A 24,738-nucleotide genomic window follows, 5' to 3' on the forward strand; every position below is an offset into this window, starting at 1 on the left:
GCGCCTCAGCGCAGGTGCAGCACGTTGCCCGTCACCAGGGCGCCCGCGTCCGAGCACAGGAACGCGATCACCTCCGCCACCTGCGCCGGCGTCGCCACCGTGTGGTGCTCCGTGCTCGTGCGCACGTACTCGCGCACCGCGTCCGTCACCCAGCCCGTGTCCGTCACCGGCGGGTGCACCGCGTTCGCCGTGATCCCGAAGCCGGCCAGCTCCACCGACGCCGACATCGTGTAGTTCGCCAGGGCCGCCTTCGCCGCCCCGTACGACACCTCCTCCGGGAAGCCCAGCGCCCCGCCCGAGATCAGGCTGACGATCCGCCCCCAGCCCCGCCCGGCCGCCACGCTGCGCCGCGCCAGCTCCGCGATCAGCAGCGCCCCGCCGCGCGCGTCCACCCCGGCGTTGCGCTCGAACGACGCCGCGTCCACCGGCCGCAGCACCCGGCCCAGGCGGTCCTCGCGCGTCGGCTTGAAGGTGTCGGCCACCCAGCCCGTCGCGTTGTTGACGAGGATGTCGACCGTCCCGAACACCCGCTCCGCCTCGTCGAACACCCGCGCCGGCGTCGCCGGGTCCAGCAGGTCCGCCTCCACCGCGGCCGCGCGCCCGCCCGCCGCCGCGATCCGCGCCAGGACCCCCTCGGGACCCGCCGCCCGGTGCCGCCGGTACGCCTCCGGCACGCCGGGGTCCGGCTCGTCCACCACCCGCAGGTACGTCACGAGCACCGCCACCCCGTCGGCGGCCAGCCGCTCCGCCGTGGCGGCCCCGATGCCGTGGTTCGCGCCGGTGACCACGGCGACCCTGTTCGCGTTCATTTCACTCCTTCGATAGCTGTCCACAGTAGAACTGCCGGACTTTTTGCCCGAATCGGTAGCGCATGGTCGGTTTGAGGTGCACAGTGATGGCATGAGCGACGGTGGGCGCAGCGGCGGCTACTTCTGGTGCCTGCGCCACAGCCGTGTCGAGACCCTGGCGGACGCGTGTCCGATGCAGTACCGCCTGGGTCCCTACGACTCCGTGGCCGACGCCGAGCGGGCACTCGACACCGTCGAGAAGCGCAACGCGGCGTGGGACGCCGAGGACGCTCGCTGGAACGGGGAGGAACCGTAGGCCGGCGTCGGACTTCTGTGTCCACGCCGGATTTTCGCTGTCTCCAGGCGGAGACGAGCCCGCAGTCATCGCAAGGAGGAACACCCATGGCCGCAGCCACGAAGGCGTCCCGGGCGGGCGTCAAACGGACGAGCGCCGCCGCCACCAACGGCAGGAGCGTCTCGACCATGTCCGCCGACGGTGCCACAACCATCACCGGGAGCACCACCCGCACCACGGGTACCGCGAAGACCGCCGCGGGGGCGGCCAAGCGCGGCACCACCACCGCCAAGCCGGCCACCAAGCCGGCGGCGAAGTCCACCGCTGCGAAGCCGGCGGCGAAGTCCACCGCGGCTAAGCCGGCGGCGAAGTCCGCCGCCAAGACCGCTGCCAAGCCGGCCGCGAAGCCTGCCGCCAAGCCGGCGGCGAAGACCGTCGCCAAGCGGACCGCGGCGACCGTCGGCGCGGCCGCGAAGAAGGCGGCCGGCACGGTCGCCAAGGCCGCCTCGGCGGCCAAGGCGAAGGCGCCCGCCACGAAGGCCGGCAGCACGCGGCCCTCCAGCACGGCGTCGCGCAGCACCACCGCGGCGAAGAAGGGCCCCACGGCCAAGACCACCGCGGGCACCAGGACCACCGCGGGGACCAAGGCCACCGCGGCCAAGGCCACCACCAAGGCCACCACCAAGGCCACCGCCGCGGGCACCGCGGGCACCGCGGGCACCGCCACCAAGGCGGCCGGGACCAGGACCACGGCGAGCCGGACGGCCGGGACCACCGCGACCAGGGCCCGCAAGACCACCTCGGCGGCGACCTCGGCCCGCCCGGCGGTGAAGACCACCAGCCGGACCACCACGGCGAAGACCACCGCGGCCCGGCCGGCTGCGACGACGACCGCGACCCGGTCGTCGGCGGCGAAGACCGCGGCCAAGAGCCCGGCGAAGTCGTCGGCGAAGGCCACGGCGAAGGGTGCGGTCAAGAGCGCGGCGAAGACCGTCGCCGGGACCGTGGCCAAGGCGACCGGCGGCAAGGCGACGACCTCGGCGGCGAAGCCCGCCAAGACCTCGACGTCGAAGACCACCGCGAAGCCTGTCGCGAAGTCCACCACCAAGCCTGCCGCGAAGACGGCGTCGACCCGGCCGACCGCCACCAGGTCGGCCGCCACCCGGACCACCGCCGCGAAGCCGGCGGCGACCCGGACGACGGCGACCAAGGCGACGGCGACGAAGTCGGCGGCGACCGCGGCCAAGGCCACCGGGACCCGGGCGACCGCCACCACGGGCACCGCCGCCAAGGGCACTGCGGCCAAGAGCATCACCGCCAAGGGGGCCGCGGCCAAGACCACCGCGGCCAAGGCCACCGCGGGCAGGACCACCGCGGGCAAGGCCACCGCCGCCAGCGGCGGCCGGGCCACCACGGCGGCCAAGCCGGCGGCGGCGAAGTCGGCGACCAAGCCGGCCGCCAAGCCGGCCGCGAAGGCGCCGGCCAAGTCGGCGGCCAAGGCCACCAAGAGTGCGGCCAAGACCGCCACCACGGCGGTCAAGACCGCGGCCAAGACGGCGGCCAGGTCCGCCGCCAAGGCCACCAAGAGCGCGGCCAAGACCGCCACCACCACCGCCACCACCGCGAAGAAGGCGCCCGCCAAGAAGGCGGCCGCCAAGGGTTCCTCGCGGCCCGCCGCGGCGAAGAAGGCCGGGCCCGCCCGGCCGGCGACGAAGGCCGCCACGAAGTCCACGGCGGTCAAGGCGACCGCGGCCCGCAAGGCCGCCGCGAAGCCGGGCGTCGCCGCGCCGGCGACGGTGTCGGCCGCGCGGTCCACGGCGGGCGCCCGGCGGGTCACCGCATCGGCCGCCAAGCCGGCCCGCACGGCGGCGGGGAGCAAGCGCGCGCGCTGACCCGTACCCTCGAAACACCCCGGCCGCGGCCGGCGCCCGCACGCGGCGCCGGCCGCGTCCTGGTAGGAAGGGGGCGTGGTGATCCGACGGCTTCAGGCCCCGCACATCGACTTCTCGGCGCTGCGGCGCGATCTGGAGCTGCCGGAGGGGTTCCCCGGGCCGGCGCAGAAGGAGGCAGACGACGCCGCCCGGGCGACGCCGATGCCGCCCGCCGACCGCACCGCGCTGCCGCTGGTGACGATCGACCCGCCCACGTCGCAGGACCTCGACCAGGCCGTTCACCTGGCCCGGGTGGCCGGGGGCTACCGGGTGTCGTACGCGATCGCGGACGTGGCCTCGTACGTGCGGCCCGGCGGCGACCTGGAGGCCGAGACGTGGCGGCGGGGTCAGACGATCTACCTGCCGGACGGCAAGGTGCCGCTGCACCCGCCGTCGCTGAGCGAGGACGCGGTCAGCCTGCTGCCGGGGGTGGACCGGGCGGCCGTGCTGTGGACGATCGACCTGGACGCCGACGGCGCCACCACCGCGGTGCGGATGGAGCGGGCCCGGGTGCGCAGCCGGGCGAAGCTGGACTACGCGGGCGTGCAGGCGGCGGTCGACGCGGGCACGCCGCCGGAGCCGGTGGCGCTGCTGCCGGAGATCGGGGCGCTGCTGGCGGCCCGGTCCGCCGGGCGCGGCGCGGTCAACCTGCCGCTGCCGGAGCAGGAGCTGGAGTCCGACGGGCGGGGCTGGCGGCTGGTGCTGCGCGCCCCGCTGGCCGTCGAGGAGCACAACGCGGAGATCTCGCTGCTGACCGGCCGGGCGGCCGCCGAGCTGATGCTGACCGGCGGGGTCGGGCTGCTGCGCACGATGCCGCCGCCGCAGCCGGAGGCGGTGGCGAAGCTGCGCCGGGTGGCCGCCGCGCTGGGCGTCGACTGGCCGGACGGGGCGAGCGTCGGCGCGGTGGTGGCCGCGATCGACCCGGCGCAGCCGCGCGCCGCCGCGTTCCTCGACCAGGCGGCGGAGCTGCTGCGCGGGGCGGCGTACACGCCGTTCGACGGGGCGCCGCCGGAGCTCACCGGGCACGGCGGCGTCGGGGCGCCGTACGCGCACGTGACGGCTCCGCTGCGGCGCCTGGCCGACCGGTACGCCACCGAGGTGTGCCTGGCCCTGCACGACGGGCGGGAGATCCCGGCGTGGGCGCGTGAGGCCCTGCCGAAGCTGCCGGCCGTCATGGCGGGCACCGACCGGGTCGCGAACGCGGCGGACCGGGCGGCGGTGGACCTGGCCGAGGCGGTGCTGCTGCGCGACCGGGTGGGGCAGACGTTCCCGGCGGCGGTCCTCGACGTGGACGACAAGCGGCCGCGCGGCACGATCGCGCTGACCGACCCGCCGGTGCGGGCCCGCTGCACCGGCGAGCTGGAGCTGGGGGAGCGGATCGAGGCCCGGCTGGTGACGGCGGACCCGGAGACCCGCACGGTGACGTTCGAGCGGGTCTAGCGGGCGGCGCGCAGCAGCGCCGTCGCCGCCAGGAGCCACGCGGCGAGCAGGGCGAGGGCCACGATCACGCCGACGTGCGGCAGCGTGTCCGTGTCGGTGCCCGCGGCGGCGGCCATCCACGACAGCACGGTGCACACCAGCCCGGCGGCGGCCGCCACCACGCAGGTGCGGGCGGCGGCGCGGTGCCCGGGCGTGCGCCGGGCCAGCACCCCGCCGGCGATGCCGGCGACGGCCACGGCCAGCAGCAGCAGGCCCCACGGGACGGCGCGCAGCGGCCCGAGCGGCCCGCTGCCGACCGGCGCGACGGCCCACCCCGACATCCAGGCGTTGAGCACCTCGAGGTGGCCGTCGCCGGCGGGCAGGATGGTGGTGCGCGAGAACCACGGCAGCACCGTGTCCAGCGCCAGCACGGCGGCGAGGACGACGACCGCCGTGGCGTGGCGGCGGCGCGGCGGGGCGGTCTCGGTGGTCACGTGCGTCATGATCGCACGCCGTCGCGCCTGGTCAGGGCAGCTGCGGCACGCCGTTCGCGTCGTTGGGGAAGCCCGGGTTGTAGCAGACCTCCCACAGGTGGCCGTCCGGGTCGGTGAAGTAGCCGAGGTAGCCGCCCCACTCGGTCTCGACGCCCGCCTTCGCCAGCGTGGCGCCCGCCTGCACGGCCGCGCGCAGCGCCTCGTCGACCTCCTCGGCCCGGTCGACGTTGATGGCGACGGCGACGCCCCGGAAGTCGTTGCCGGCGCGGGGCAGCACGCCCGCGTCGGCGGTCAGGTCGGTGCTGCCGTACAGGGCGAGCCGGCCGCCGGCGGTGTCGAAGAACGTGACCAGGCCGGGCACGGACGCGCTGGACGGCTTCCAGCCGAGGGCCTCGTAGAACTCGGTGGCGCGTACGACGTCGGCCACCCCGAGGGTCACGACGCTGACGCGGGCGGGAACGCTCATCTGAGCACCGTACGCCGGGACCGGCCGGTCCCGGCGCAGCGGTGGACCATCAGTGGAAGGTGTGTTCGGCGGCCGGGAACTCGCCGCCGCGGACGTCGGCGGCGTAGCGGCGGGCGGCGTCGGACAGCACGCCGGCCAGGTCGGCGTACCGCTTGACGAAGCGCGGCGCGGCGCCGCCGCGCAGGCCGGCCATGTCCTGCCAGACGAGCACCTGGGCGTCGGTGTCGGGCCCGGCGCCGATGCCGACGGTGGGGATGGTCAGCTCGTGGGTGACCTGCTTGGCGACCTCGCCGGGCACCATCTCCAGCACCACGGAGAACGCGCCCGCCCGGGCCACGGCGCGGGCGTCGTCGAGCACCTGCGCGGCGGCGTCGCCGCGGCCCTGCACCCGGTAGCCGCCGAGCTGGTGCTCGCTCTGCGGGGTGAACCCGACGTGCCCCATCACGGGGATGCCGGCGGCGGTGATGGCGGCGATCTGCGCCTCGACGCGGACGCCGCCCTCGAGCTTGACGGCCTGGCAGCCGCCCTCCTTCATGAACCGCACGGCGGTGCGCAGGGCCTGGACCGGGCCCTCCTCGTACGAGCCGAACGGCAGGTCGGCGACGACGAACGCGGTGCGCGTCGCGCGGACCACCGCCTTGACCAGCGGCAGCAGCTCGTCGGTGGTGACCGACACCGTGGTCTCGTACCCGTAGACGTTGTTGGCGGCCGAGTCGCCGACCAGCAGCACGGGGATGCCGGCCGCGTCGAAGATCGACGCCGTGTACTGGTCGTAGGACGTCAGCATCGACCAGCGCTCGCCGCGCTCCTTGGCGGCCTGCAGGTCGCGGGTGCGCACGCGGCGCGTGGGCGGCCCGCCGTAGAGAGCCTGTACCTCGTCGGACATGGTGGTCTCCCGTCTTCCTCGAGGCCGCCGGACCGCGGTCCCCGGGTCGGTTTCCAGCGTCCCACCCGCAGGCCGCGCCGCGTCAGGGGAGCGTGGAAACCGTCACACCGCGCCCTCCCGGAACCTGTTCGTGATGGGCAGGCGGCGGTCGCGGCCGAACGCCTTGATGCTGATCTTCGTGCCGGGCGCGGACTGCCGCCGCTTGTACTCGGCGATGTCCACCATCCGCAGCACCCGGTCGACGAGCGCGGCGTCGTGGCCGGCGGCGACGAGGTCGTCGCGGCCCTGGTCGCCGTCGACGTAGCCGAGCAGGATCGCGTCGAGCTGGTCGTAGTCGGGCAGCGAGTCGGTGTCGAGCTGGCCGGGGCGCAGCTCCGCGCTGGGCGGCTTGACGATCGAGTTCTCGGGGATCACCGGCGTCACCGTGTTGCGCCAGCGGGCCAGCCGGTAGACCAGCGTCTTCGGCACGTCCTTGAGCGGGTTGAAGCCGCCGACGGAGTCGCCGTAGAGGGTGGAGTAGCCGACGGCCAGCTCGCTCTTGTTGCCGGTGGTGAGCACCAGGTGGCCCTCCTGGTTCGACAGCGCCATGAGGATGACGCCGCGCACCCGGGCCTGCAGGTTCTCCACGGACAGCCCGGACAGCGACATGTTCGCCAGGAACGCGTCGACCATCGGCTGGATCGGCTCGCTGCGGTAGTCGAGGCCCTGGCGTTTGGCCAGGTCGGCGGCGTCGTCGCGGGAGTGGCCGGAGGAGTGGCCGGACGGCATGGACACGCCGACGACGTCGTCGGGGCCGAGGGCGTCCACCGCGATGGTGGCCACGACGGCGGAGTCGATGCCGCCGGACAGGCCGAGCACGACGGAGCGGAAGCCGTTCTTGCGGACGTAGTCGCGCAGGCCGAGCACCAGCGCGGCCCAGACCTCCTCCTCGTCGGCGATCCGGTCGGCCAGCCCGCCGCGGGCGCGCAGCGGGGGGACCGGGCGCAACGGCAGGTCGACGGTGACCCGCTCGATGGTCATGTCGTCGCCGGGCGCCTGGGCGGGCCCGTCGGCCGTGCCGGCCGCCGGCACGTCCACGTCGTGGACCAGCAGGTGCTCGGCGAACTGGGGGCCGCGGGCCAGCAGCTCGCCGTCCGCGGTGACGATCAGCGAGTCGCCGTCGAAGACCAGCTCGTCCTGGCCGCCGACCGTGTTGACGTACGCGACGGTGGCCCCCGCCTCGGCGGCGCGGCGCCGCACCAGCGGCAACCGCACGTTGTCCTTGTTCAGCTCGTACGGCGAGGCGTTGATGTTCAGGACCAGGCCGACCCCGGCGCGCCCGGCGGCGGCGAACGGCCCGCCGGCCTGCCACAGGTCCTCGCAGATCGTCAGCGCGATGTCGGCGCCGCCGAGGCGCACCACGGTCAGGCTGCTGCCCGGCTCGAAGTAGCGGTCCTCGTCGAACACGCCGTAGTTCGGCAGGTGGTGCTTGAAGTAGGTGGCGACGACCCGGCCGCCGAGCAGCAGCGCGGCCGCGTTGCGCGGGCCGTGGCCCGGCCGGTGGTCGGCGCTGGTCGGCGCGGGGCCGTCCGCGTCGAGGTAGCCGCACAGCACGGCCACGTCGCCGAGGCCGTCCTGCGCCAGCTCGGCGGCCAGCCGCGGCAGCGCCGCCTGCGAGGCCCGCACGAAGGACGACCGGAACACCAGGTCCTCGACCGGGTAGCCGGTCAGGGTCAGCTCGGGGAAGAGGACCAGGTTGGCCCCCTGCGCCGCCGCCTCGCCGGCGACGCGGCGCACGAGGGCCGTGTTGCCGCCGATGTCGCCGACGATCGGGTTCACCTGGGCCAGGGCTAGACGCAGCGTGGGCATGTGCGTATCTTGCCCCGACGATCGTTTCGTCACGCCCGCGGCCTCCGAGCGCCGCGGCGGGCGTAGTGTGAAGTCGCAGTGGCCGTCGCGCGAGGGGTGGACGTGGACCGACAGCAGGAATTCGTGCTCCGGACGCTCGAAGAGCGCGACATCCGTTTCGTCCGGTTGTGGTTCACGGACGTGCTCGGCACGCTCAAGAGCGTCTCCGTGGCCCCCGCCGAGCTGGAGAGCGCCTTCGAGGAGGGCATCGGCTTCGACGGCTCCGCCATCGAGGGCTTCGCCCGGGTGTACGAGTCCGACATGGTCGCCATGCCCGACCCGACCACCTTCCAGGTGTTCCCGTTCGAGGGCGGCGCCAGCGGCGAGAGCGCCCGCATGTTCTGCGACGTGCTGCTGCCCGACCGCAGCGCCAGCTGGGCCGACCCGCGCCACGTGCTGCGCCGCATGCTCAGCAAGGCGGCCGAGAAGGGCTTCACCTTCTACACCCACCCCGAGATCGAGTTCTTCCTGCTCGAGAACGGCCCCCTCGACGGCTCCGTGCCCATCCCGGTCGACGCCGGCGGCTACTTCGAGCACACCACGCACGCCGTCGCCCGCGACTTCCGCCGCCAGGCCGTCCTCGCCCTGGAGCGCATCGGCATCAGCGTCGAGTTCAGCCACCACGAGGTCGCCCCCGGCCAGCAGGAGATCGACCTGCGCTACGCCGACGCCCTCACCACGGCCGACAACATCATGACGTTCCGGCACGTCGTCAAGGAGGTGGCGCTGTCGCAGAACGTGCGCGCCACGTTCATGCCGAAGCCGTTCACCGACCAGCCCGGCAGCGGCATGCACACCCACCTGTCGCTGTTCGAGGGTGAACGCAACGCCTTCCACGACAACGACGACCCGTCGAAGCTGTCCAAGGTCGCCCGCGCGTTCATCGCAGGCCTGCTCACCCACGCCCGCGAGTACACCGCCGTCACCAACCAGTGGGTCAACTCCTACAAGCGGCTGTTCCCGCTCCAGCTGCCCGACCGCATCACCGAGTCGCCCGCGTTCGTGTGCTGGGGCCACCTCAACCGCTCCGCGCTCGTCCGGGTGCCCGCCTACGGCAAGCCCAACTCGGCCCGCGTCGAGGTCCGCTCGCTCGACAGCGCCTGCAACCCCTACCTGGCGTTCGCCGTGCTGCTGGGCGCCGGGCTCAAGGGCATCGAGGAGGGCTACGAGCTGCCCGCCGGCGCCGAGGACGACGTGTGGTCGCTGTCCGCCGCCGAGCGCAAGGCCATGGGCTACCAGGCGCTGCCGGAGAACCTCGCCGAGGCCATAGACGTCATGGAGGGCTCCGAGCTGGTGGCCGAGGTGCTCGGCGAGCACGTCTTCGACTTCGTGCTGCGCAACAAGCGCGCCGAGTGGGAGCAGTACCGCCGCGAGGTCACCCCGTACGAGCGCCAGCGCTACCTCGGGGCCCTGTAGCCGCCGACACTCCGCCCGCCGGTGGATCAACGGTATGCGCCCGTCGGCTACCGTCACCGTGTCATCCGCGCACGCATCTGAGGAGAAGACTCGGTGGACCTGGAAGTGCTGCTCGAGGGAGCCGGCCGCAGCGTCGTATTCGGACTGATCGGCATCGGCCTCATGGCCGTCGGGTTCGTGCTGGTCGACGTCCTGACCCCGGGGAAGCTGCGTGACCTCATCTGGGTCGACCGCAACCCCAACGCCGCCCTGCTCCTGGTGGCCAACCAGCTCGGCATCGCCGCGATCGTCTTCACGGCGATCTTCACCAGCTACGACAGCTTCGCCCAGGGCCTGGCGTCCACGGTGCTGTTCGGCCTCATCGGCATCGCCATCATGGGCCTCGGCTTCCTCGTGCTCGACTGGCTCACCCCGGGCAAGCTCGGCGAGGTCATCTGCACGCCCGAACCGCACCCGGGCGCCCGGGTCAGCGCCGCCGCCCACTTCGGCGCCGCCCTCATCGTCTGCGCCTGCATCGCCTGACGCTGTCACACCCGGGGGTTAGCCTCCGCGGGTGAACCGGACCGACCGCCTGTACGCCCTCGTCGAGGAGCTGCGGGCGGTCGCTCCGCGTCCGCGCTCCGCGCGCTGGCTCGCCACCCGCTTCGAGGTCTCCACCCGCACCGTCGAACGCGACATCAGCGCCCTGCAGCAGTCCGGCGTGCCCATCTGGGCCGAGCCCGGCCGCACCGGCGGCTACGCCCTCGACAAGGCCGGCACCCTGCCGCCGGTCAACCTCACCCCCGCCGAGGCCGTCGCCATGGCCCTCGCCCTGCACCGCCTCGCCGGCACCCCGTTCCACGCCTCCGCCGCCACCGCCCTGCGCAAGGTCCTCGCCGTCATGCCCCCGGCGGCGGCCACCGCCGCCCGCGAGCTGGCCGCCCGCATCCACGTCGCCGGCCCCGGCCCGGCCACCCCCGTCCCCGCCGTCGTCGCCGACGCCCTCACCGCCCGCCGCGTCCTGCGCATCGGCTACGCCGACCGCGGCGGCGCCCCGTCCGCCCGCGACATCGAACCCCTGGGGTACGTGGGCACCCCGCACCACTGGTACCTGGTGGCGTGGTGCCGGCTCCGCGACGCCGTCCGCGCCTTCCGCACCGACCGCATCACGTCGGCCGTACCCCTCGCCGAACGCGTCACCCGCGACCTCTCCCCGGGCGACATCGACCTGCACGAGCCGGACGTACGCGCCCTCAGCCTCGGCTGAAAACACCGACACAGGGTTGTCGGTGAGGGGGTCGAGGCTGGTGTTCGAGCGCGTCGGGAGGGTGCCCGGCGCCACCGGACGGGAGGGCATCCGCGATGAGCGTCAACCAGGTCACGTGGTTCGAGATCGGCACCGACCGGCCGGAGGTGGCCGAGCGGTTCTACGGCGAGCTGTTCGGCTGGGGGTTCTCCGACGACGCCGAGCAGAGCATGCCGTACCGGCTGATCACCGCGCCGGGGGCCGGTGCGCCCGCCGGTGGGGTGTTCGGCACCAAGGGGGAGGTGCCCAACTATGCCGTGTTCGTGGTGCAGGTGGCGGACGTGGCGGCGACGTGTGCGGCGGCGGAGGCGGCGGGTGGGAAGGTGCTGGTGCCGCCGCAGCAGGGGGACGGCGCGCTGGTGTTCGCGCACCTGCACGACCCGTCCGGCAACCACTTCGGGGTGTTCAGTGACGGCACGTCGTGACGGGATAGCCTCGACGGTGTGAGCGCTGCCCTGGTGATCGAGAACGACCCGTCGGACGACCTGCGCCGGCTCGGCGAGTGGCTGACGGGGGCCGGGCTGGCGCTGGAGGTGCGGCGCCCGCACGCGGGTGACGAGCTGCCGGACGCGCTGGACGGGTACGCGGCGCTGGTGGTCCTCGGGGGCGACCAGAGCGCGTACCCGGCGCCCGACGGCACGCCCGGGGCGCCGTGGTTCCCCGCGCTGGAGTCGCTGCTGCGCAAGGCGGTGCGGCACCGGGTGCCCACGCTCGGCGTGTGCCTGGGGGCGCAGCTGCTGGCCACCGCCCACGGCGGCACGGTCGAGCGCAGCACGTCGGGTCCGGAGATCGGGCCGGGGCTGGTGGGGCGGCGCGACGCGGCCGACAACGACCCGCTGTTCAAGCGGGTGCCGCTGATGCCGGACGTGCTGCAGTGGCACGCCGACGAGATCGTCGAGCTGCCGTACGACGCGGTGCTGCTGGCGGCGTCCACCCGGTACCCGGTGCAGGCGTTCCGGCTCGGGGACCGGGCGTGGGGGGTGCAGTTCCACATCGAGGCGGACGCGGACATGTTCGCGTCGTGGGCGGCGCACGACGCGGCGGTGCTGGCGGAGCTCGGGTACGACCCGGAGGTGGTCGTGGCGGCCACGGCCGACGTGCTGCCGGACGTCGAGGAGGTGTGGCAGCCGTTCGCGGCGCGGTTCGCGGCGCTGGCGCTGGGCACGCTGCCCGACGCGGACATCCCGGTGGCGACGCCGCGCACGTTGCCGCTGCTGGGGAACTAGCGGTGCGGTCCGGCCGCCTCGCCCGGTACGGGTTCCGCGACAACTCCGCCCGCGCCGCCGACCTGCTGGGGCCGGACGGCCTGCGGCTGTGGGACGTCGCCGCGCACGAGCCGGCCGACGCCGACGCCGCCGAGCTGCTGACCGCGCTGTCCCGGGCGGCGGACCCCGACCTGGCGCTGCGCCAGCTGCACCGGCTGGTGGAGGCGGAGCAGCGGGCGGGCGCGCCGGCGGTGGTCGAGGCGATGGTGGCCGACGCGGGGCTGCGCCGCCGGCTGGTGGCGGTGCTGGGGGCGTCGTCGGCGCTGGGCGACCACCTGGTGGCGAACCCGGCGGAGTTCCGGGTGCTGGCCACCGGCCGCAACGGCCAGGCGCCGGCCGCGGAGGGCGCCCTGGAGCTGGCGACCGACGGGCCGCCGTCGGTGGCGGCGCTGCGGCTGGCGTACCGGCGGGCCCTGCTGCGGGTGGCCGCGGCGGACCTGACGGCGGGCCGCGGCCTGGAGCAGACGACGGCGGCGCTGTCGGCGCTGGCCGACGCGACGCTGCAGGCGGCGTACGGGATCGCCGTGGCCGAGCTGCACGGCGGTCCGGAGCCGCGGCTGGCGGTGGTCGCGATGGGCAAGTGCGGCGGCAACGAGCTGAACTACGTCTCCGACGTCGACGTCATCTTCGTGGTGGCGGGCGACGACGACATCGCGACGGGCACGACGGTGGCGGCGCGGCTCATCGAGATCTGCGGGCTGGTGGCGTGGCCGGTGGACGCGGCGCTGCGGCCGGAGGGCAGCCGGGGGCCGCTCGTGCGCACGCTGGCCAGCCACCTGGCCTACTACCGGCGGTGGGCGCGCACCTGGGAGTTCCAGGCGCTGCTGAAGGCGCGCCCGGCGGCGGGCGACCTGGAGCTGGGCCGCGCCTGGGTGGACGAGCTGGAGCCGCTGGTGTGGCACGCCGCGGAGCGGCCGGAGGCCGTCGAGGACACCCGGGCGATGCGCCGCCGGATCATCGACAACATCCCGCACAACCAGATGGACCGGGAGATCAAGCGGGGGCCGGGCGGTCTGCGCGACATCGAGTTCGCGGTGCAGCTGCTGCAACTGGTGCACGGCCGCACCGACCCGTCGCTGCGCGACCCCGGCACCCTGCCGGCGCTGCGCGCGCTGGTCGCGGGCGGCTACGTGGGCCGCCAGGACGGCGAGACGCTGCTGCGCGGGTACGTGTTCCTGCGCTCCGTCGAGCACCGGCTGCAGTTGCAGCAGCTCAAGCGCACGCACGTGGTGCCGACGGACGACGACGCGGTGCGCTGGCTGGCGCACGCCCTGGGTTACACCCACGAGCACGGCCTGAGCGCGGTCGAGGCGTTCCGCCGCGACTGGGTGGAGCACGCCGCGAACGTGCGCCGCCTGCACGCCAAGCTGCTGTACCGGCCGCTGCTGGAGTCGGTGGCCCGGGTGTCCGCCGAGGACCTGCGGATGACGCCCGACTCGGCCCGCAAGCGGCTGTCGCTGCTGGGCTTCGCCGACCCGGCCGGCTCGCTGCGGCACATCGAGTCGCTGACGGCGGGGGTGTCGCGCACCGCCGCGATCCAGCGCACGCTGCTGCCCGCGCTGCTGCCCGACTTCGCCGACGCCCCCGAGCCCGACCGCGGCCTGCTCAACTACCGCCAGGTGTCCGACAAGCTGGGCAGCACGCCGTGGTACCTGCGGCTGCTGCGCGACGAGGGCCCGGTGGCGCGCCGGTTCGCCCGGGTGCTGAGCCTGTCCCGGTACGCCACCGACCTGCTGGTGCGCGACCCGGAGGCGCTGCGGCTGCTCGCAGACGACGCCGAGCTGGTGCCGCGCGCCGCCGACGTGCTGTGCGCCGGCTTCACCGCGGTCGCGGAGCGGCACGCCGACAGCGACGCGCAGGCCGCGACGGTGGCGGTGCGGGCGCTGCGCCGCCGCGAGCTGTTCCGGATCGCCTGCGCCGACGTGCTGAGCCGGGCGGGCAGCCTCACCCCGGACCGGCCGGTCGGGGTGGAGACCGTCGGCAGCGGGCTGACCGCCGTCACCGACGCCACCCTGGAGGCGGCACTGCTCATCGCCCGGCGCGCCCGGCCCGCGCCGGAAGGCCTGCGGTTCGCGGTGATCGGCATGGGCCGGCTCGGCGGCTACGAGATGAGCTACCCGTCCGACGCCGACGTGCTGTTCGTGTACGACAAGCCGGCCGGCGTCGCCGACGACGCCGCCAGCTCCGCCGCCCTGGCGATCGCCGAGGAGCTGCGCCGCCTGCTCGCCGCGCCCGCCCCCGACCCGGAGCTGGGCGTGGACGCCGGGCTGCGCCCCGAGGGCCGGCAGGGCCCGCTGGTGCGCAGCCTCGCCGCGTACGGCGCCTACTACTCCCGCTGGTCGAAGGTGTGGGAGGCGCAGGCGCTGCTGCGGGCCCGGTTCGTGTGCGGCGACGCCGACCTGGGGGCGGAGTTCGAGGCGCTGGCCGACCGGGTCCGCTACCCGCGCGACGGCCTGACCCGCGAGCAGATCGTCGAGATCAAGCGGATCAAGGCGCGGGTGGAGACCGAGCGGCTGCCGCGCGGCGCCGACCCGGCCACCCACGCCAAGCTGGGCCGCGGCGGGCTCGCCGACGTCGAGTGGGCGGTGCAGCTGCTGCAGCTGCGGCACGCCCGCACCGTGCCGGGGCTGCGCTCCACCCGTACCCTCGACGCCCTGGCCGCGGCCCGCGACGCCGAGCTGCTCGACGGCGGCGACGCCACCGCGATGGCCGCGTCGTGGACCCTGGCGGCGCAGGTCCGCAACGCGCTGACCCTGGTCCGCGGCCGCCCCACCGACCAGCTGCCGCGGCACGGCCCGGAGCTGGCGGGCACGGTGCAGCTGCTCGGCGGGCGCGACCCGGGCGAGTTCGTCGACCACTACCTGCGGGTCACCCGGTGGTCGCGCGCCGCCGTGGAGCGCGTGCTCGATGCGTGAGCGCGTCACCCCGGCGCCGGTGGTCGCGCTCGCCGCGGTGATCGCGGCCGCCGCGTACCTGCTCGCGCCGCCGCTGGGCACCGACCTCGCCGCGCAGACCGCGCGGGCCGGGTTCGCGGCGCGCCACGGCCTCGCCGTCTGGGACCTCGGCTGGTACGGCGGCATCTCCCCGTACGGCTACAGCCTGCTGACGCCGTGGCCGATGGCGTGGCTGGGCGACGGCTACGACGGCCCCCGGCGCCTGGGCGCGCTGGCGCTGGTGGCGTCGGCCGTGCTGCTGGTGGCGCTGCTGCGGCGCACCGGCGCCCGGCGGCTGCCGCTCGCCGGGCTGCTCGGGGTGCTCGGCCTGGCCGGCAACCTGGTGTCCGGGCGGGTGACGTTCGCCGTCGGGGTGGCGTTCGGGCTGGCGGCGCTGCTGGCGCTGACCGCCCGGCGGGCGTGGGTGCGGCCGCTCGCCGGTGGGCTGTGCGCGCTGCTGGCCGGCGCCGCCAGCCCGGTCGCGGGCCTGTTCGTCGGCCTCGCGGCGGCCGCGCTGCTGCTCGCCGACCGGCGCCGGTGGGCCGAGGCCGTCACGCTGGGTGCGGCGGCGGCCGTGCCGATGGGCGTCACGTCGGTGCTGTTCGGCGCGGGCGGCACCATGAACATCAGCGCCTGGGACACCGTCCGCGCCGTGACCGCCTCGCTGGCCGTGGCGGCGCTCGTGCCGGCCCGGCCGGTGCGGGCGGGGGCGCTGCTGTCGGCGGCGGGCGTGCTCGCCGCGGCCCTGGTGCCCACCCCGGTGGGCCTCAACGCGGTGCGGCTGGCGGCCGTGTTCGCGCTGCCCGTCCTGGCCGGCTACGCGGTGTGGCCCGGCCGGGGCGCCCTCGCCCGGGTGCCCGCCACCGCCGCCCTGGCCGCCGTGCTGGTCGCCGTCGCGGTGTGGCAGCCGCCCGTCTCGGTCGCCGACCTGCGCAACGCGGGCGACCCGGTGGCCGCCGCGGCGTACACCGCGCCGCTGCGCGCCGAGCTGGCCCGCCGCGCGCCCGTCGGCCGGGTCGAGGTGGTGCCCACCGCCAACTACTGGGAGGCCGCGTACGTGCCCGCCACCGTGCCGCTGGCGCGCGGCTGGCTGCGGCAGGCCGACATCGACCGGCACCCGCTGTTCTTCGACGGCACCCTCGACGCGGACAGCTACGCGGCCTGGCTGCGCGACAACGGCGTCGGCCTGGTCGCGCTCGCCGCCGCCGAGCCGTCCTGGGTGGGCCGCCGGGAGGCCGCCCTCGTCCGGTCCGGGCTGCCGTACCTGACCGAGGTGTGGCGCACCCCCGACTGGACCCTGTACGCGGTGGCCGGGGCGCCGTCGGTCGTGCCGGGCGGCGCCGTCGTGGCGTCCACCGAGCGGGAGCTGACCGTCGACGTCACCGCCGCGGGCGACCACCCGGTGCGCCTGCGCTGGTCGCGCTGGCTGCGGGTGGAGGGGCCGCTGGGGCCCGTGGGGCCGATCGGCATCGCCTCCGACCGGGCCGTCGTGCGGCCGGGCGGCTGCCTCGCGCGGGCGGGGGAGTGGACCACCCTGCGCGTCGACCGGGGCGGCCGCTACCGCATCTCCGCCGCCCTCACCGGCGCCGGGCCGCGCTGCTGACGCCGGGCGTTTGCCGCCCCGCGGGACGGGTAGGGCCCGACCATGCGAGCGATGGTGTACCGAGGTCCGTACCGGGTGCGCGTCGAGGAGAAGGACCGCCCGGCGATCGAGCACCCCAATGACGCGATCGTGCGGGTGACCAGGGCGGCGATCTGCGGCTCCGACCTGCACCTCTACCACGGCATGATGCCCGACACCCGGGTGGGCATGACGTTCGGCCACGAGTTCGTCGGCGTCGTGGACGAGGTCGGCCCGTCGGTGCAGAACCTCCGGGTGGGCGACCGCGTCATGGTGCCGTTCAACATCTTCTGCGGGTCCTGCTTCTTCTGCGCCCGCGGCCTGTACGCGAACTGCCACAACGTCAACCCGAACGCCACGGCGGTCGGCGGCATCTACGGCTACTCGCACACCTGCGGCGGCTACGACGGCGGGCAGGCCGAGTACGTGCGGGTCCCGTTCGCCGACGTCGGCCCGAGCCTCATCCCGGACTGGCTGGAGGAGGACGACGCGGTGCTGCTGACCGACGCCGTCGCCACCGGCTACTTCGGCGCGCAGCTCGGCGACATCGTCGAGGGCGACACCGTGGTCGTGTTCGGGGCCGGGCCGGTCGGCCTGTACGCCGCGAAGTCGTCGTGGCTGATGGGCGCCGGCCGGGTCATCGTCATCGACCACCTGGAGTACCGGCTGCAGAAGGCGAAGGAGTTCGCGCACGCCGAGACGTACAACTTCGCCGAGTACGACGACATCGTCGTGCACATGAAGCGGATCACCGACCACCTCGGCGCCGACGTGGCGATCGACGCGGTCGGCGCGGAGGCCGACGGCAACCTGCTGCAGCACGTCACGGCGGCGAAGCTGAAGCTGCAGGGCGGCTCGCCGATCGCCCTGAACTGGGCGATCGACAGCGTCCGCAAGGGCGGCACCGTCTCCGTGATGGGCGCCTACGGGCCGCTGTTCAGCGCCGTGAAGTTCGGCGACGCGATGAACAAGGGCCTGACGCTGCGGATGAACCAGTGCCACGTGAAGCGGCAGTGGCCCCGGCTGTTCGAGCACATCCGCAACGGCTACTTCACACCCAGCGACATCGTCACCCACCGGATCCCGCTGGAGCACATCGCCGAGGCGTACCACATGTTCTCCGCCAAGCTCGACGACTGCATCAAGCCGCTCATCGTCCCGAACGCCTGAGACCCGCCGGGAGCATCGCCATGCCGTACACGTCGGACAAGCCGAAGCAGGCCGAGACCGCCGAGGAGCTGCGCGCCCGCATCCCGGGCTGGGGGGCCGACCTCGACCCGAAGGACCGGCCGTCGGTGCCGAAGGAGCGCTTCGACCCCACCCTCAGCGGCGCGCACTGGGAGTTCCCGGAGCGGCAGGAGGAGAAGTGGCCGCGGGAACGCTCCATCGAGCACTCGATGCTCACCCCGGTCTTCGGCACGTCGTGCCCGCCGAAGGGCCTGTCCGGGGTGATCCGCAAGTACGCGTACGCGCGGTACAGCGAGGGCCGCGCCGCCCACTGGCTGCTGCTGGTCGCCGCCGACCGGGTCGACACCGCCGAGAGCACGCTGCGCTCGTTCGCCACCCTGCGCCCCGACAACCCGATCACCCAGACCGGCGTGCTGAGCGAGGTGCGCCGGCACGGCTGGTCGTCGCGGGTCGGCCGCAAGCGCGTGGACACCGGCCACCAGCTGCTCGACCCGATCATCGTCGGGGCGCCGTGGGTCGCCGCCGGCCTGCTGGGGTACGCCGCGATCCGCCGCCTCACCCGGGGCCGCCGGTAACCGGCATGTCCCGGTAGCGGCCGGTTCCACCGGCGTCGCCACCGGGCGGACACCTGGCGTTCGCCCGGTGGTGCGCGGCGCGTCGGGCGGGGCCCGTAGGCAGTGCGCGTACCCCTCGAACCCGGAGTCCGCATGCCTCGCAAGCCCCTGGTGGCCGCGCTCGCGCTCGCCCTGCCCGTGCTGCTCGCCCCCACGGCCGCCCACGCCGCGCCCGACCCGGCGCCGGCCCCGGCGTTCGGGCGGCTCGCCACCGTCCCCGCGTACCTGAACTCGTCGGCCGCCGACGAGGCCGCCGCCGAGATCGCGGCCGTGACCACCGACGGCCGCACCGTGGTCTACAGCGACAGCCCCGGCGAGCGCCTCGGCTTCCTCGACATCACCGACCCGGCCGCGCCGAAGCCGGCGGGCACCCTCGCGGCCGGCGGCGAACCGACCTCCGTCGCCGTGCTCGGCCGGCACATCCTCGCCGCCGTGAACACCAGCGAGAGCTTCACGAAGCCGTCGGGCAAGCTGCTCGTCGTCGACGCCGCCACCCGGGCCGTCGTGCGCACCATCGTGCTCGACGGCCAGCCCGACTCCGTCGCCGTCGCGCCCAGCGGCAGGTACATCGCCGTCGCGATCGAGAACGAGCGCGACGAGGACGTGAACGACGGCGCGCTGCCGCAGTCGCCGCCCGGCCACCTGGCCATCGTGGACGTCGAGGACTGGGCGCTGTCGACCGTCGCGCTGACCGGCCTGGCCGCCGTCGCGCCCGGCGACCCCGAGCCCGAGTACGTCTCGGTCAACCGCCGCGACCAGGCCGTCGTCAGCCTCCAGGAGAACAACCACCTGGTGGTCGTCAACCTGCGCAACGGCCGCATCGTGAAGCACTTCTCCGCCGGCGAGGCCACCGTCGACGGCGTCGACACCGCCGACGACGGCGCCGTCACCCCGACCGGCAGCGTCACCGCCCCGCGCGAGCCCGACGGCGTCGCCTGGCTCACCGACGACCTGTTCGCCACCGCCGACGAGGGCGACTGGCGCGGCGGCACCCGCGGGTTCACCGTCTTCGACCGGCGCACCGGCCGGCCCGTCTGGCAGGCCGGCAACACCCTCGACCGGATAGCGATCGAGCACGGCCTCTACCCGGACGGCCGCTCCGACAACAAGGGCGTCGAGCCCGAGAACGTCGCCGTCGGCACCTTCGGCGGCACCCCGTACCTGTTCGTCAACGCCGAGCGCGGCAACTTCACCGCCGTGTACGACGTCAGCACGCCGACCGCGCCGCGGTTCGTGCAGGTGCTGCCCACCACGAACGGCCCGGAGGGCGTCGTCGCCGTCCCGTCGCGCAACCTGCTCGTGGTGTCCAGCGAGGAGGAGCTGCCCGACGCGGGCATCCGCTCCACCGTGCAGCTGTACGGCTTCGGCGCGCCGTCGCGCTTCCCGTCGCTGCACTCGCCCGGCACGATTCCGTGGGGCGCGCTGTCCGGCCTGTCCGCGGTGCCCGGCGAGCCGACGCAGCTCACCGCCGTCACCGACAGCGTGTACACCCCGACCCGCCTGCTGACCGTCGACACCGCCGCCGCGCCGGCCCGCATCGTCCGCGAGCTGGTCGTCACCCGCGACGGCGCGCCCGTCGGCTACGACGCCGAGGGCGTCGCCGCCCGGCCGGCCGGCGGCTGGTGGCTCGCCGCCGAGGGCTCCGCGAAGACCCCGAACCAGCTCGTCCGGCTGTCCGCCACCGGCGCCGTCGAGGCCGAGATCGGCCTGCCCGCGGCGGTCGCCGCCGCCGTCACCACCAACGGCCTGGAGGGCGTCGCGGTCACCGGCACCGGCGACGCCGAGCAGGTGTGGGTCGCCGTCCAGCGCGAGCTCAAGGGCGACCCGGCAGGCGTGGCCCGGATCGGCCGCTACACCCCGGCCACGAAGACGTGGGCGTGGTTCGGCCACCGCCTCGACGCGGCCCCGGCCGGCTGGACCGGCCTGTCGGAACTGGTCGCCGTCGACGCCGACACGTTCGCCGTGGTCGAACGCGACAACCAGCGTGGCCCGGCCGCCGCCGTGAAGAAGGTCTACACGGTCGACGTCCCGGCCGGGTTCGGCGCCGCCGACCTGCCGGTCGCCACCAAGACCCTCGCCGCCGACCTGCTGCCGGCGCTGCGCGCCGACGCCGGCTGGGTGCAGGACAAGGTCGAGGGCCTGGCGGTCGCCGGCGACGGCACTTTGTACGCGGTCACCGACAACGACGGCGTCGACGACGCCACCGGCGAGACGGTGTTCCTCAACCTGGGCCCGGCCGCGGAGCTGTTCCCGGCCGCCGGCCCCGACGGCGGTGGCGGCGGCGGTGGCGGCGGCGGGCTGCCCGTCACCGGGCCGGGCGGGCTGCTCGCGCCCGCCCTGGCCCTGACGGCCCTCGGCGTGGTGCTGCTGGTCGCCGGCCGGCGCTCAGCCCATGCGGGTGCGTAACCTGCCGAGGGCCCGGCTGATCAGGCGCGAGACGTGCATCTGCGAGATGCCGAGCTGCTCGGCGATCTGGGTCTGCGTCTGGTTGCCGTAGAAGCGCAGGGTCAGGATGCGGCGCTCGCGCTCGTCGAGGGTGGCCATGGCCGGGCCGAGGTCGAGGCGCAGCTCGGCCAGTGCGAAGCCGTGGTCGTCCTCGCCGAGGGTGTCGCCGAGTTCCATGGTGCCGGTGTCGCCGCCGGTGGGGGTGGCCAGGGAGGTGGCCTGGTAGGCGCGGGCGCCTTCGAGGCCTTCGAGCACCTCTTCCTCGGTGACGCCGAGGTGCGCCGCGATGTCGGCGACGGTGGGGGCGCGGCCGAGGGTGTGGGTGAGGACGTTGTTGGCGTCGTTGATGGCCAGGCGCAGTTCCTGGAGGCGGCGGGGGACGCGGACGGACCAGGTGCGGTCGCGGAAGTGGCGCTTGATCTCGCCGATGATGGTGGGGATGGCGTAGGCGGCGAAGTCGATGCCGCGGTCGGCGTCGTAGCGGTCCACGGCCTTGATGAGCCCGACCATCGCGGTCTGCTGCAGGTCGTCGGACGGTTCGCCGCGGCCGGAGAAGCGGCGGGCGAGGCGGTTGGCCATGGGCACCCAGGCCTCGATGGCGCGCTCGCGCAGGCGTTCGCGGCCGGGGGCGCCGGCGGGCAGGGCGGCCAGCTCCCGGATCAGGGCGTCGGCTGCCAGCTGCTCGGCGGTCCGGTCGTACGTCGGTGCGGTGGTCACGAGCTCTCCCGTCGGGGGGTGGCGACTGGCCAGGTGCATGCCAGGCGGAGCGGCCCACCAAACACCGCGAACGGGGGCTACGGAGCGTTGCGTCGGTTCGGCCGGCGTCAGATCGTGCGGGGCACGCCGTCCCGCACCCAGTCGCCGATCAGCGCGGCCGCCTGGTCGGCGACGGCGTGCCCGGCGGGGCGCGTGACGAGGTCGCTCAGCGCGAACATGTCGAGCACCCGCCCCACGTACGCCCAGTCCCCGGCCGGCGGCAGGCCCGGCGGCCGGCGCTCCAGGAAGCCCGCGCGGAAGCCGTCCAGGAAACCGGCCGGGTAGCCGCCGCCGAACCGGGCCATGTTCGCCGCGTCGGCGTACGGGCAGCCGGAGTAGCTGAACTCCCAGTCCAGGACGGCGGCCGTCCGCCACCGGCCGCCGTCGCGCCCGACCAGGATGTTCTTCGGGTTGACGTCGGCGTGCACGAGCCGGCTGTACCCGTCGGCGGCCGCCAGCGCCGGCGCGTGCGCGGCGCACAGCCGCACCCAGGCACGGCGCGTCGCGGCGTCGAGCCGGTCGCCCGGCACGGCGGCCATGCAGTCCTCGGCGGCCTCGGCCAGCTGCTGCGACCACGGCCGTTCCGGCGTCACCGTCAGGCCGCCGCCGGCGAAGAACCCCGGCCGGTCGAAGGTGACGGCGGCGATCCCGGCGACGACCCGGCCCACCTCGGCGCCCAGCTCGCCCGCCGCCGAGCGGCCCGGGTCGGCGGCCAGGACGTCGCTGAGCAGGGTGCCGTCGACGTACTCGACGACCATCGCGTGCCGCGCCCGGCCGTCGCCGCCGGGCAGGACCAGCAGCACCTCCGGGACGGGCACGTGCGGCCGCGCGGCGGCCATGACGCCCGCCTCGATCGCCGGGTCCGTCCCGCCGAAGCGGGCGACGACCCGGCCGCCGGGCAGCGTGAGCAGGCACGTCTCGTGCGAGAAGCCGCCCGCCAGCACGGACGACGTGACCACCGAGGTGCCCAGGGCCGCCGCGATGTCGTGCAGTTCGCCGGAGTGCATCCGCCCAGTAGATCGGCTTCGCACGCGGCGCACCAACGCCCGCCCGTCCCTGGACGCGCGCCGGACGCCGTGCTCGGATGAGCGCATGCGGTTCGACGTCGTGACGAAGGCCTCACCCGGGCAGGTACGCGACGCCCTCACGGACTTCACCGACCGCCGGCTGCGGATCTGGAACCGCACCCTCGACCCGAAGACGTACGAGCTGCGCGACCGCGGCGACACCTGGGCGGTGGCCCGGGAGAGCTCCCCGGGATCGCCGTTCTGGGTGGTGTCCCGGTACGACTGGTCCGACCCGGCCGTGATCCGCTGGACGATCGTGGAGAGCAGCTACGGCGGGGGTGGCGACGGGTTCGCCAGGATCGAGCCGGCCGGCGACGGCGGCAGCCGGCTGCACGTCGAGTGGGAGAACACCGGTGCCCGGGCCGCCCAGCGGGCGATGCTGGTCGTGCTGCACCGCGGCCCGATGGGCCGGCTGGTCGCGCGCATGTGGGCGGCGGCGCTCGACCGGTACGCCGCGGCCGGCCCGGGCTGACCGCCACGGCCGCGTCACCCGCGACGCTCGGCTAGGGTAGGTCCGGGTGCGCCGGGAAGTCTGGTCGGCAGTGGCTGACCCGACCCCGAAAGTGAGCACCGCAGTGAGCAACGGCTCCCAGCGTTCCCTGTTCCGGCGTGGTTCCTGGCCGGAGGCGCGCCGCATCGCGGAGGTGCTCCGGCAGGAGACCATCGGCGGCGCCCTGCTGCTGGCCGCGGCGGTGATCGCGCTGGTGTGGGCCAACTCGCCGTGGGCGTCCGCGTACGAGGCGCTGCGCGACTGGAAGGTCGGGCCGGCGTCCCTGCACCTCGACCTGAGCCTGGCGACCTGGGCCGCCGACGGCCTGCTCGCCATCTTCTTCTTCGTCGCCGGCCTGGAGCTCAAGCGCGAGTTCGTCGCCGGCGACCTGCGCGACCCGCGCCGGGCCGCGGTCCCGGTGGCCGCCGCCGTGGGCGGGGTGATCGTCCCGGCGCTGATCTACGTGGCGGTCAACCTCTCCGCCGGCGACGGCGCGCTGCGCGGCTGGGCGATCCCGACGGCCACGGACATCGCGTTCGCCCTGGCGGTGCTGGCGGTGGTCGGGCGGTTCCTGCCCGCCGCGCTGCGCACGTTCCTGCTGACGCTGGCCGTCGTGGACGACCTGCTCGCGATTCTCATCATCGCCCTCTTCTACACCGCGCAGCTGTCCGTGCTGCCGCTGCTCGGCGCGCTGGTGCCGCTCGCGGTGTTCGGCGTGCTCGTCCAGCGGCGGGTGCGCTCCTGGTGGCTGCTGCTGCCGCTCGCCGTCGCGACGTGGGTGCTGATGCACGAGTCCGGTGTGCACGCCACCGTCGCCGGGGTGCTGCTGGCGTTCACCGTGCCGGTCGTGCGCAGCGACCGGGCCGGCGGCCCGGACGCCGGTCCGGGCCTGGCGGAGCACTTCGAGCACCGGTTCCGGCCGCTGTCGTCCGGGTTCGCCGTGCCCGTGTTCGCCCTGCTGTCGGCCGGCGTGACCATCGGCGGGCTGAGCGGGCTCGGCGCCTCGCTGACCGACTCGGTGGCGATCGGCATCGTGGCCGGCCTGGTGCTCGGCAAGACGGTCGGCATCACCGCGGCGACCTGGCTGGTGGCCCGGTTCACCCGCGCCAACCTCGACGAGGGGCTGAGCTGGACCGACGTGATCGGGCTGGCCATGCTCGGCGGCGTCGGGTTCACCGTCTCGCTGCTCATCGGCGAGCTGTCCTTCGGCGCCGGCACCGACCGCGAGGAGCACATGAAGGTCGCGGTGCTGACCGGCTCGCTGGCCGCCGCCCTGCTGGCGAGCGTGGTGCTGCGCCTGCGCAACCGCGTGTACCGGCGCATCCACGACGCCGAACAGCTCGACGCCGACCGCGACGGCATCCCCGACGTCTACGAGACGGACGCCGGCCGGGAGCGCTGACCGCGGGCGGCTTCCGCCGCGTGACGGCACGGAGTACGGTCACATCAGGTGCGCCGGGAAGTCTGGTCGGCAGGTCATGTCGTGCTGTCG

The 24,738-nt window shown here is 75.1% G+C and carries 22 protein-coding genes; 15 read left to right on the top strand and 7 right to left on the bottom strand.

Features of this window, described 5'->3' with window-relative positions; translation table 11 throughout:
- Nucleotides 1–5: 5 nt before the first annotated feature.
- Nucleotides 6–809 carry an SDR family oxidoreductase gene (locus Sya03_RS28050; RefSeq protein WP_203941431.1) on the bottom strand — a complete coding sequence of 268 codons (804 nt, stop codon included), beginning with the start codon at nt 807–809 and terminating at the stop codon, nt 6–8.
- A gap of 91 nt (nt 810–900) precedes the next feature.
- Here Sya03_RS28050 and Sya03_RS28055 point away from each other — a divergent pair, with 91 nt between their 5' ends.
- From Sya03_RS28055 to Sya03_RS28065, 3 genes are all read left to right on the top strand, one after another.
- The gene (locus Sya03_RS28055; protein WP_203941432.1) at nt 901–1,104 is read left to right on the top strand and encodes a hypothetical protein; all 204 of its coding nucleotides are present in this window, start codon (nt 901–903) and stop codon (nt 1,102–1,104) included.
- An 86-nt stretch (nt 1,105–1,190) separates the two neighbouring features.
- Entirely contained in the window at nt 1,191–2,975 is a 1,785-nt protein-coding gene (locus tag Sya03_RS31690; protein WP_203941433.1) for a hypothetical protein, read from the top strand.
- Nucleotides 2,976–3,050: 75 nt separating this feature from the next.
- Nucleotides 3,051–4,454, top strand: a complete 1,404-nt coding sequence (locus tag Sya03_RS28065) for an RNB domain-containing ribonuclease (protein ID WP_203941434.1) — start codon at nt 3,051–3,053, stop codon at nt 4,452–4,454.
- On the opposite strand, the gene Sya03_RS28070 is transcribed toward Sya03_RS28065, so the two are convergent.
- From Sya03_RS28070 to Sya03_RS28085, 4 genes are all read right to left on the bottom strand, one after another.
- On the bottom strand, nt 4,451–4,927 hold the full coding sequence (locus Sya03_RS28070; protein ID WP_203941435.1) for a hypothetical protein: 477 nt from the start codon (nt 4,925–4,927) through the stop codon (nt 4,451–4,453). The two genes, Sya03_RS28065 and Sya03_RS28070, sit on opposite strands and share 4 nt — an antisense overlap.
- 31 nt (nt 4,928–4,958) lie before the next feature.
- Entirely contained in the window at nt 4,959–5,393 is a 435-nt protein-coding gene (locus tag Sya03_RS28075) for a VOC family protein (protein ID WP_203941436.1), read from the bottom strand.
- Between the two features lie 49 nt (nt 5,394–5,442).
- Nucleotides 5,443–6,279: a 3-methyl-2-oxobutanoate hydroxymethyltransferase gene (panB, locus tag Sya03_RS28080; RefSeq protein WP_203941437.1), complete on the bottom strand. Its 837-nt coding sequence runs from the start codon at nt 6,277–6,279 to the stop codon at nt 5,443–5,445.
- Nucleotides 6,280–6,381: 102 nt separating this feature from the next.
- A complete protein-coding gene (locus tag Sya03_RS28085; RefSeq protein ID WP_203941438.1) occupies nt 6,382–8,127 on the bottom strand; it encodes an NAD+ synthase in 1,746 nt (581 codons plus the stop codon).
- Nucleotides 8,128–8,229: 102 nt separating this feature from the next.
- On the opposite strand from Sya03_RS28085, the gene Sya03_RS28090 reads away from it, so the two are divergent.
- The 10 genes from Sya03_RS28090 to Sya03_RS28135 all read left to right on the top strand — a co-directional run bounded on the left by Sya03_RS28090 (nt 8,230) and on the right by Sya03_RS28135 (nt 20,894).
- On the top strand, nt 8,230–9,582 hold the full coding sequence (locus Sya03_RS28090; protein ID WP_203941439.1) for a glutamine synthetase family protein: 1,353 nt from the start codon (nt 8,230–8,232) through the stop codon (nt 9,580–9,582).
- Between the two features lie 99 nt (nt 9,583–9,681).
- Entirely contained in the window at nt 9,682–10,104 is a 423-nt protein-coding gene (locus Sya03_RS28095; protein ID WP_203941498.1) for a DUF350 domain-containing protein, read from the top strand.
- Between the two features lie 31 nt (nt 10,105–10,135).
- Nucleotides 10,136–10,828, top strand: coding sequence for a helix-turn-helix transcriptional regulator (locus Sya03_RS28100; RefSeq protein WP_203941440.1), 693 nt, complete (start codon nt 10,136–10,138; stop codon nt 10,826–10,828).
- Nucleotides 10,829–10,923: 95 nt separating this feature from the next.
- Entirely contained in the window at nt 10,924–11,292 is a 369-nt protein-coding gene (locus tag Sya03_RS28105; RefSeq protein ID WP_203941441.1) for a VOC family protein, read from the top strand.
- Nucleotides 11,293–11,310: 18 nt separating this feature from the next.
- Nucleotides 11,311–12,093: a type 1 glutamine amidotransferase gene (locus Sya03_RS28110; protein WP_203941442.1), complete on the top strand. Its 783-nt coding sequence runs from the start codon at nt 11,311–11,313 to the stop codon at nt 12,091–12,093.
- A gap of 2 nt (nt 12,094–12,095) precedes the next feature.
- Nucleotides 12,096–15,047, top strand: a complete 2,952-nt coding sequence (locus Sya03_RS28115) for a bifunctional [glutamine synthetase] adenylyltransferase/[glutamine synthetase]-adenylyl-L-tyrosine phosphorylase (protein WP_203941443.1) — start codon at nt 12,096–12,098, stop codon at nt 15,045–15,047.
- Nucleotides 15,040–16,668 carry a DUF8823 domain-containing protein gene (locus Sya03_RS28120; RefSeq protein WP_203941444.1) on the top strand — a complete coding sequence of 543 codons (1,629 nt, stop codon included), beginning with the start codon at nt 15,040–15,042 and terminating at the stop codon, nt 16,666–16,668. Before Sya03_RS28115 ends, Sya03_RS28120 begins: the two co-directional genes overlap by 8 nt.
- A 51-nt stretch (nt 16,669–16,719) precedes the next feature.
- Complete coding sequence (locus Sya03_RS28125; RefSeq protein WP_239107910.1) at nt 16,720–17,856, top strand: zinc-dependent alcohol dehydrogenase; 1,137 nt, start codon at nt 16,720–16,722, stop codon at nt 17,854–17,856.
- A 20-nt stretch (nt 17,857–17,876) separates the two neighbouring features.
- On the top strand, nt 17,877–18,449 hold the full coding sequence (locus Sya03_RS28130; protein WP_203941446.1) for a hypothetical protein: 573 nt from the start codon (nt 17,877–17,879) through the stop codon (nt 18,447–18,449).
- A gap of 132 nt (nt 18,450–18,581) precedes the next feature.
- Nucleotides 18,582–20,894, top strand: coding sequence for an esterase-like activity of phytase family protein (locus Sya03_RS28135; protein ID WP_203941447.1), 2,313 nt, complete (start codon nt 18,582–18,584; stop codon nt 20,892–20,894).
- On the opposite strand, the gene Sya03_RS28140 is transcribed toward Sya03_RS28135, so the two are convergent.
- Both Sya03_RS28140 and Sya03_RS28145 read right to left on the bottom strand, forming a co-directional pair.
- Nucleotides 20,874–21,689: a SigB/SigF/SigG family RNA polymerase sigma factor gene (locus tag Sya03_RS28140; RefSeq protein WP_203941448.1), complete on the bottom strand. Its 816-nt coding sequence runs from the start codon at nt 21,687–21,689 to the stop codon at nt 20,874–20,876. The two genes, Sya03_RS28135 and Sya03_RS28140, sit on opposite strands and share 21 nt — an antisense overlap.
- 68 nt (nt 21,690–21,757) lie before the next feature.
- On the bottom strand, nt 21,758–22,696 hold the full coding sequence (locus tag Sya03_RS28145; RefSeq protein WP_203941449.1) for a phosphotransferase: 939 nt from the start codon (nt 22,694–22,696) through the stop codon (nt 21,758–21,760).
- 85 nt (nt 22,697–22,781) lie between these two features.
- On the opposite strand from Sya03_RS28145, the gene Sya03_RS28150 reads away from it, so the two are divergent.
- On the top strand, nt 22,782–23,228 hold the full coding sequence (locus Sya03_RS28150; RefSeq protein WP_203941450.1) for an SRPBCC family protein: 447 nt from the start codon (nt 22,782–22,784) through the stop codon (nt 23,226–23,228).
- A 103-nt stretch (nt 23,229–23,331) separates the two neighbouring features.
- Nucleotides 23,332–24,648, top strand: a complete 1,317-nt coding sequence (gene nhaA, locus Sya03_RS28155; protein WP_203941451.1) for a Na+/H+ antiporter NhaA — start codon at nt 23,332–23,334, stop codon at nt 24,646–24,648.
- Nucleotides 24,649–24,738: the final 90 nt, after the last annotated feature.

The sequence above is a fragment of the Spirilliplanes yamanashiensis genome (assembly GCF_016863475.1).
GTDB classification, from domain to species: domain Bacteria; phylum Actinomycetota; class Actinomycetes; order Mycobacteriales; family Micromonosporaceae; genus Spirilliplanes; species Spirilliplanes yamanashiensis.

Excerpts from the sequence above, each read along its gene's own strand:
- Sya03_RS28050 (WP_203941431.1), bottom strand. The coding sequence starts at position 809 with ATGAACGCGAACAGGGTCGCCGTGGTCACCGGCGCGAACCACGGCATC.
- Sya03_RS28150 (WP_203941450.1), top strand. The coding sequence starts at position 22,782 with ATGCGGTTCGACGTCGTGACGAAGGCCTCACCCGGGCAGGTACGCGAC.
- Sya03_RS28145 (WP_203941449.1), bottom strand. The coding sequence starts at position 22,696 with ATGCACTCCGGCGAACTGCACGACATCGCGGCGGCCCTGGGCACCTCG.
- Sya03_RS28130 (WP_203941446.1), top strand. The coding sequence starts at position 17,877 with ATGCCGTACACGTCGGACAAGCCGAAGCAGGCCGAGACCGCCGAGGAG.
- Sya03_RS28055 (WP_203941432.1), top strand. The coding sequence starts at position 901 with ATGAGCGACGGTGGGCGCAGCGGCGGCTACTTCTGGTGCCTGCGCCAC.
- Sya03_RS28140 (WP_203941448.1), bottom strand. The coding sequence starts at position 21,689 with ATGCACCTGGCCAGTCGCCACCCCCCGACGGGAGAGCTCGTGACCACC.
- Sya03_RS28085 (WP_203941438.1), bottom strand. The coding sequence starts at position 8,127 with ATGCCCACGCTGCGTCTAGCCCTGGCCCAGGTGAACCCGATCGTCGGC.
- Sya03_RS28135 (WP_203941447.1), top strand. The coding sequence starts at position 18,582 with ATGCCTCGCAAGCCCCTGGTGGCCGCGCTCGCGCTCGCCCTGCCCGTG.
- Sya03_RS28125 (WP_239107910.1), top strand. The coding sequence starts at position 16,720 with ATGGTGTACCGAGGTCCGTACCGGGTGCGCGTCGAGGAGAAGGACCGC.
- Sya03_RS31690 (WP_203941433.1), top strand. The coding sequence starts at position 1,191 with ATGGCCGCAGCCACGAAGGCGTCCCGGGCGGGCGTCAAACGGACGAGC.
- Sya03_RS28105 (WP_203941441.1), top strand. The coding sequence starts at position 10,924 with ATGAGCGTCAACCAGGTCACGTGGTTCGAGATCGGCACCGACCGGCCG.
- panB (WP_203941437.1), bottom strand. The coding sequence starts at position 6,279 with ATGTCCGACGAGGTACAGGCTCTCTACGGCGGGCCGCCCACGCGCCGC.
- Sya03_RS28075 (WP_203941436.1), bottom strand. The coding sequence starts at position 5,393 with ATGAGCGTTCCCGCCCGCGTCAGCGTCGTGACCCTCGGGGTGGCCGAC.
- Sya03_RS28120 (WP_203941444.1), top strand. The coding sequence starts at position 15,040 with ATGCGTGAGCGCGTCACCCCGGCGCCGGTGGTCGCGCTCGCCGCGGTG.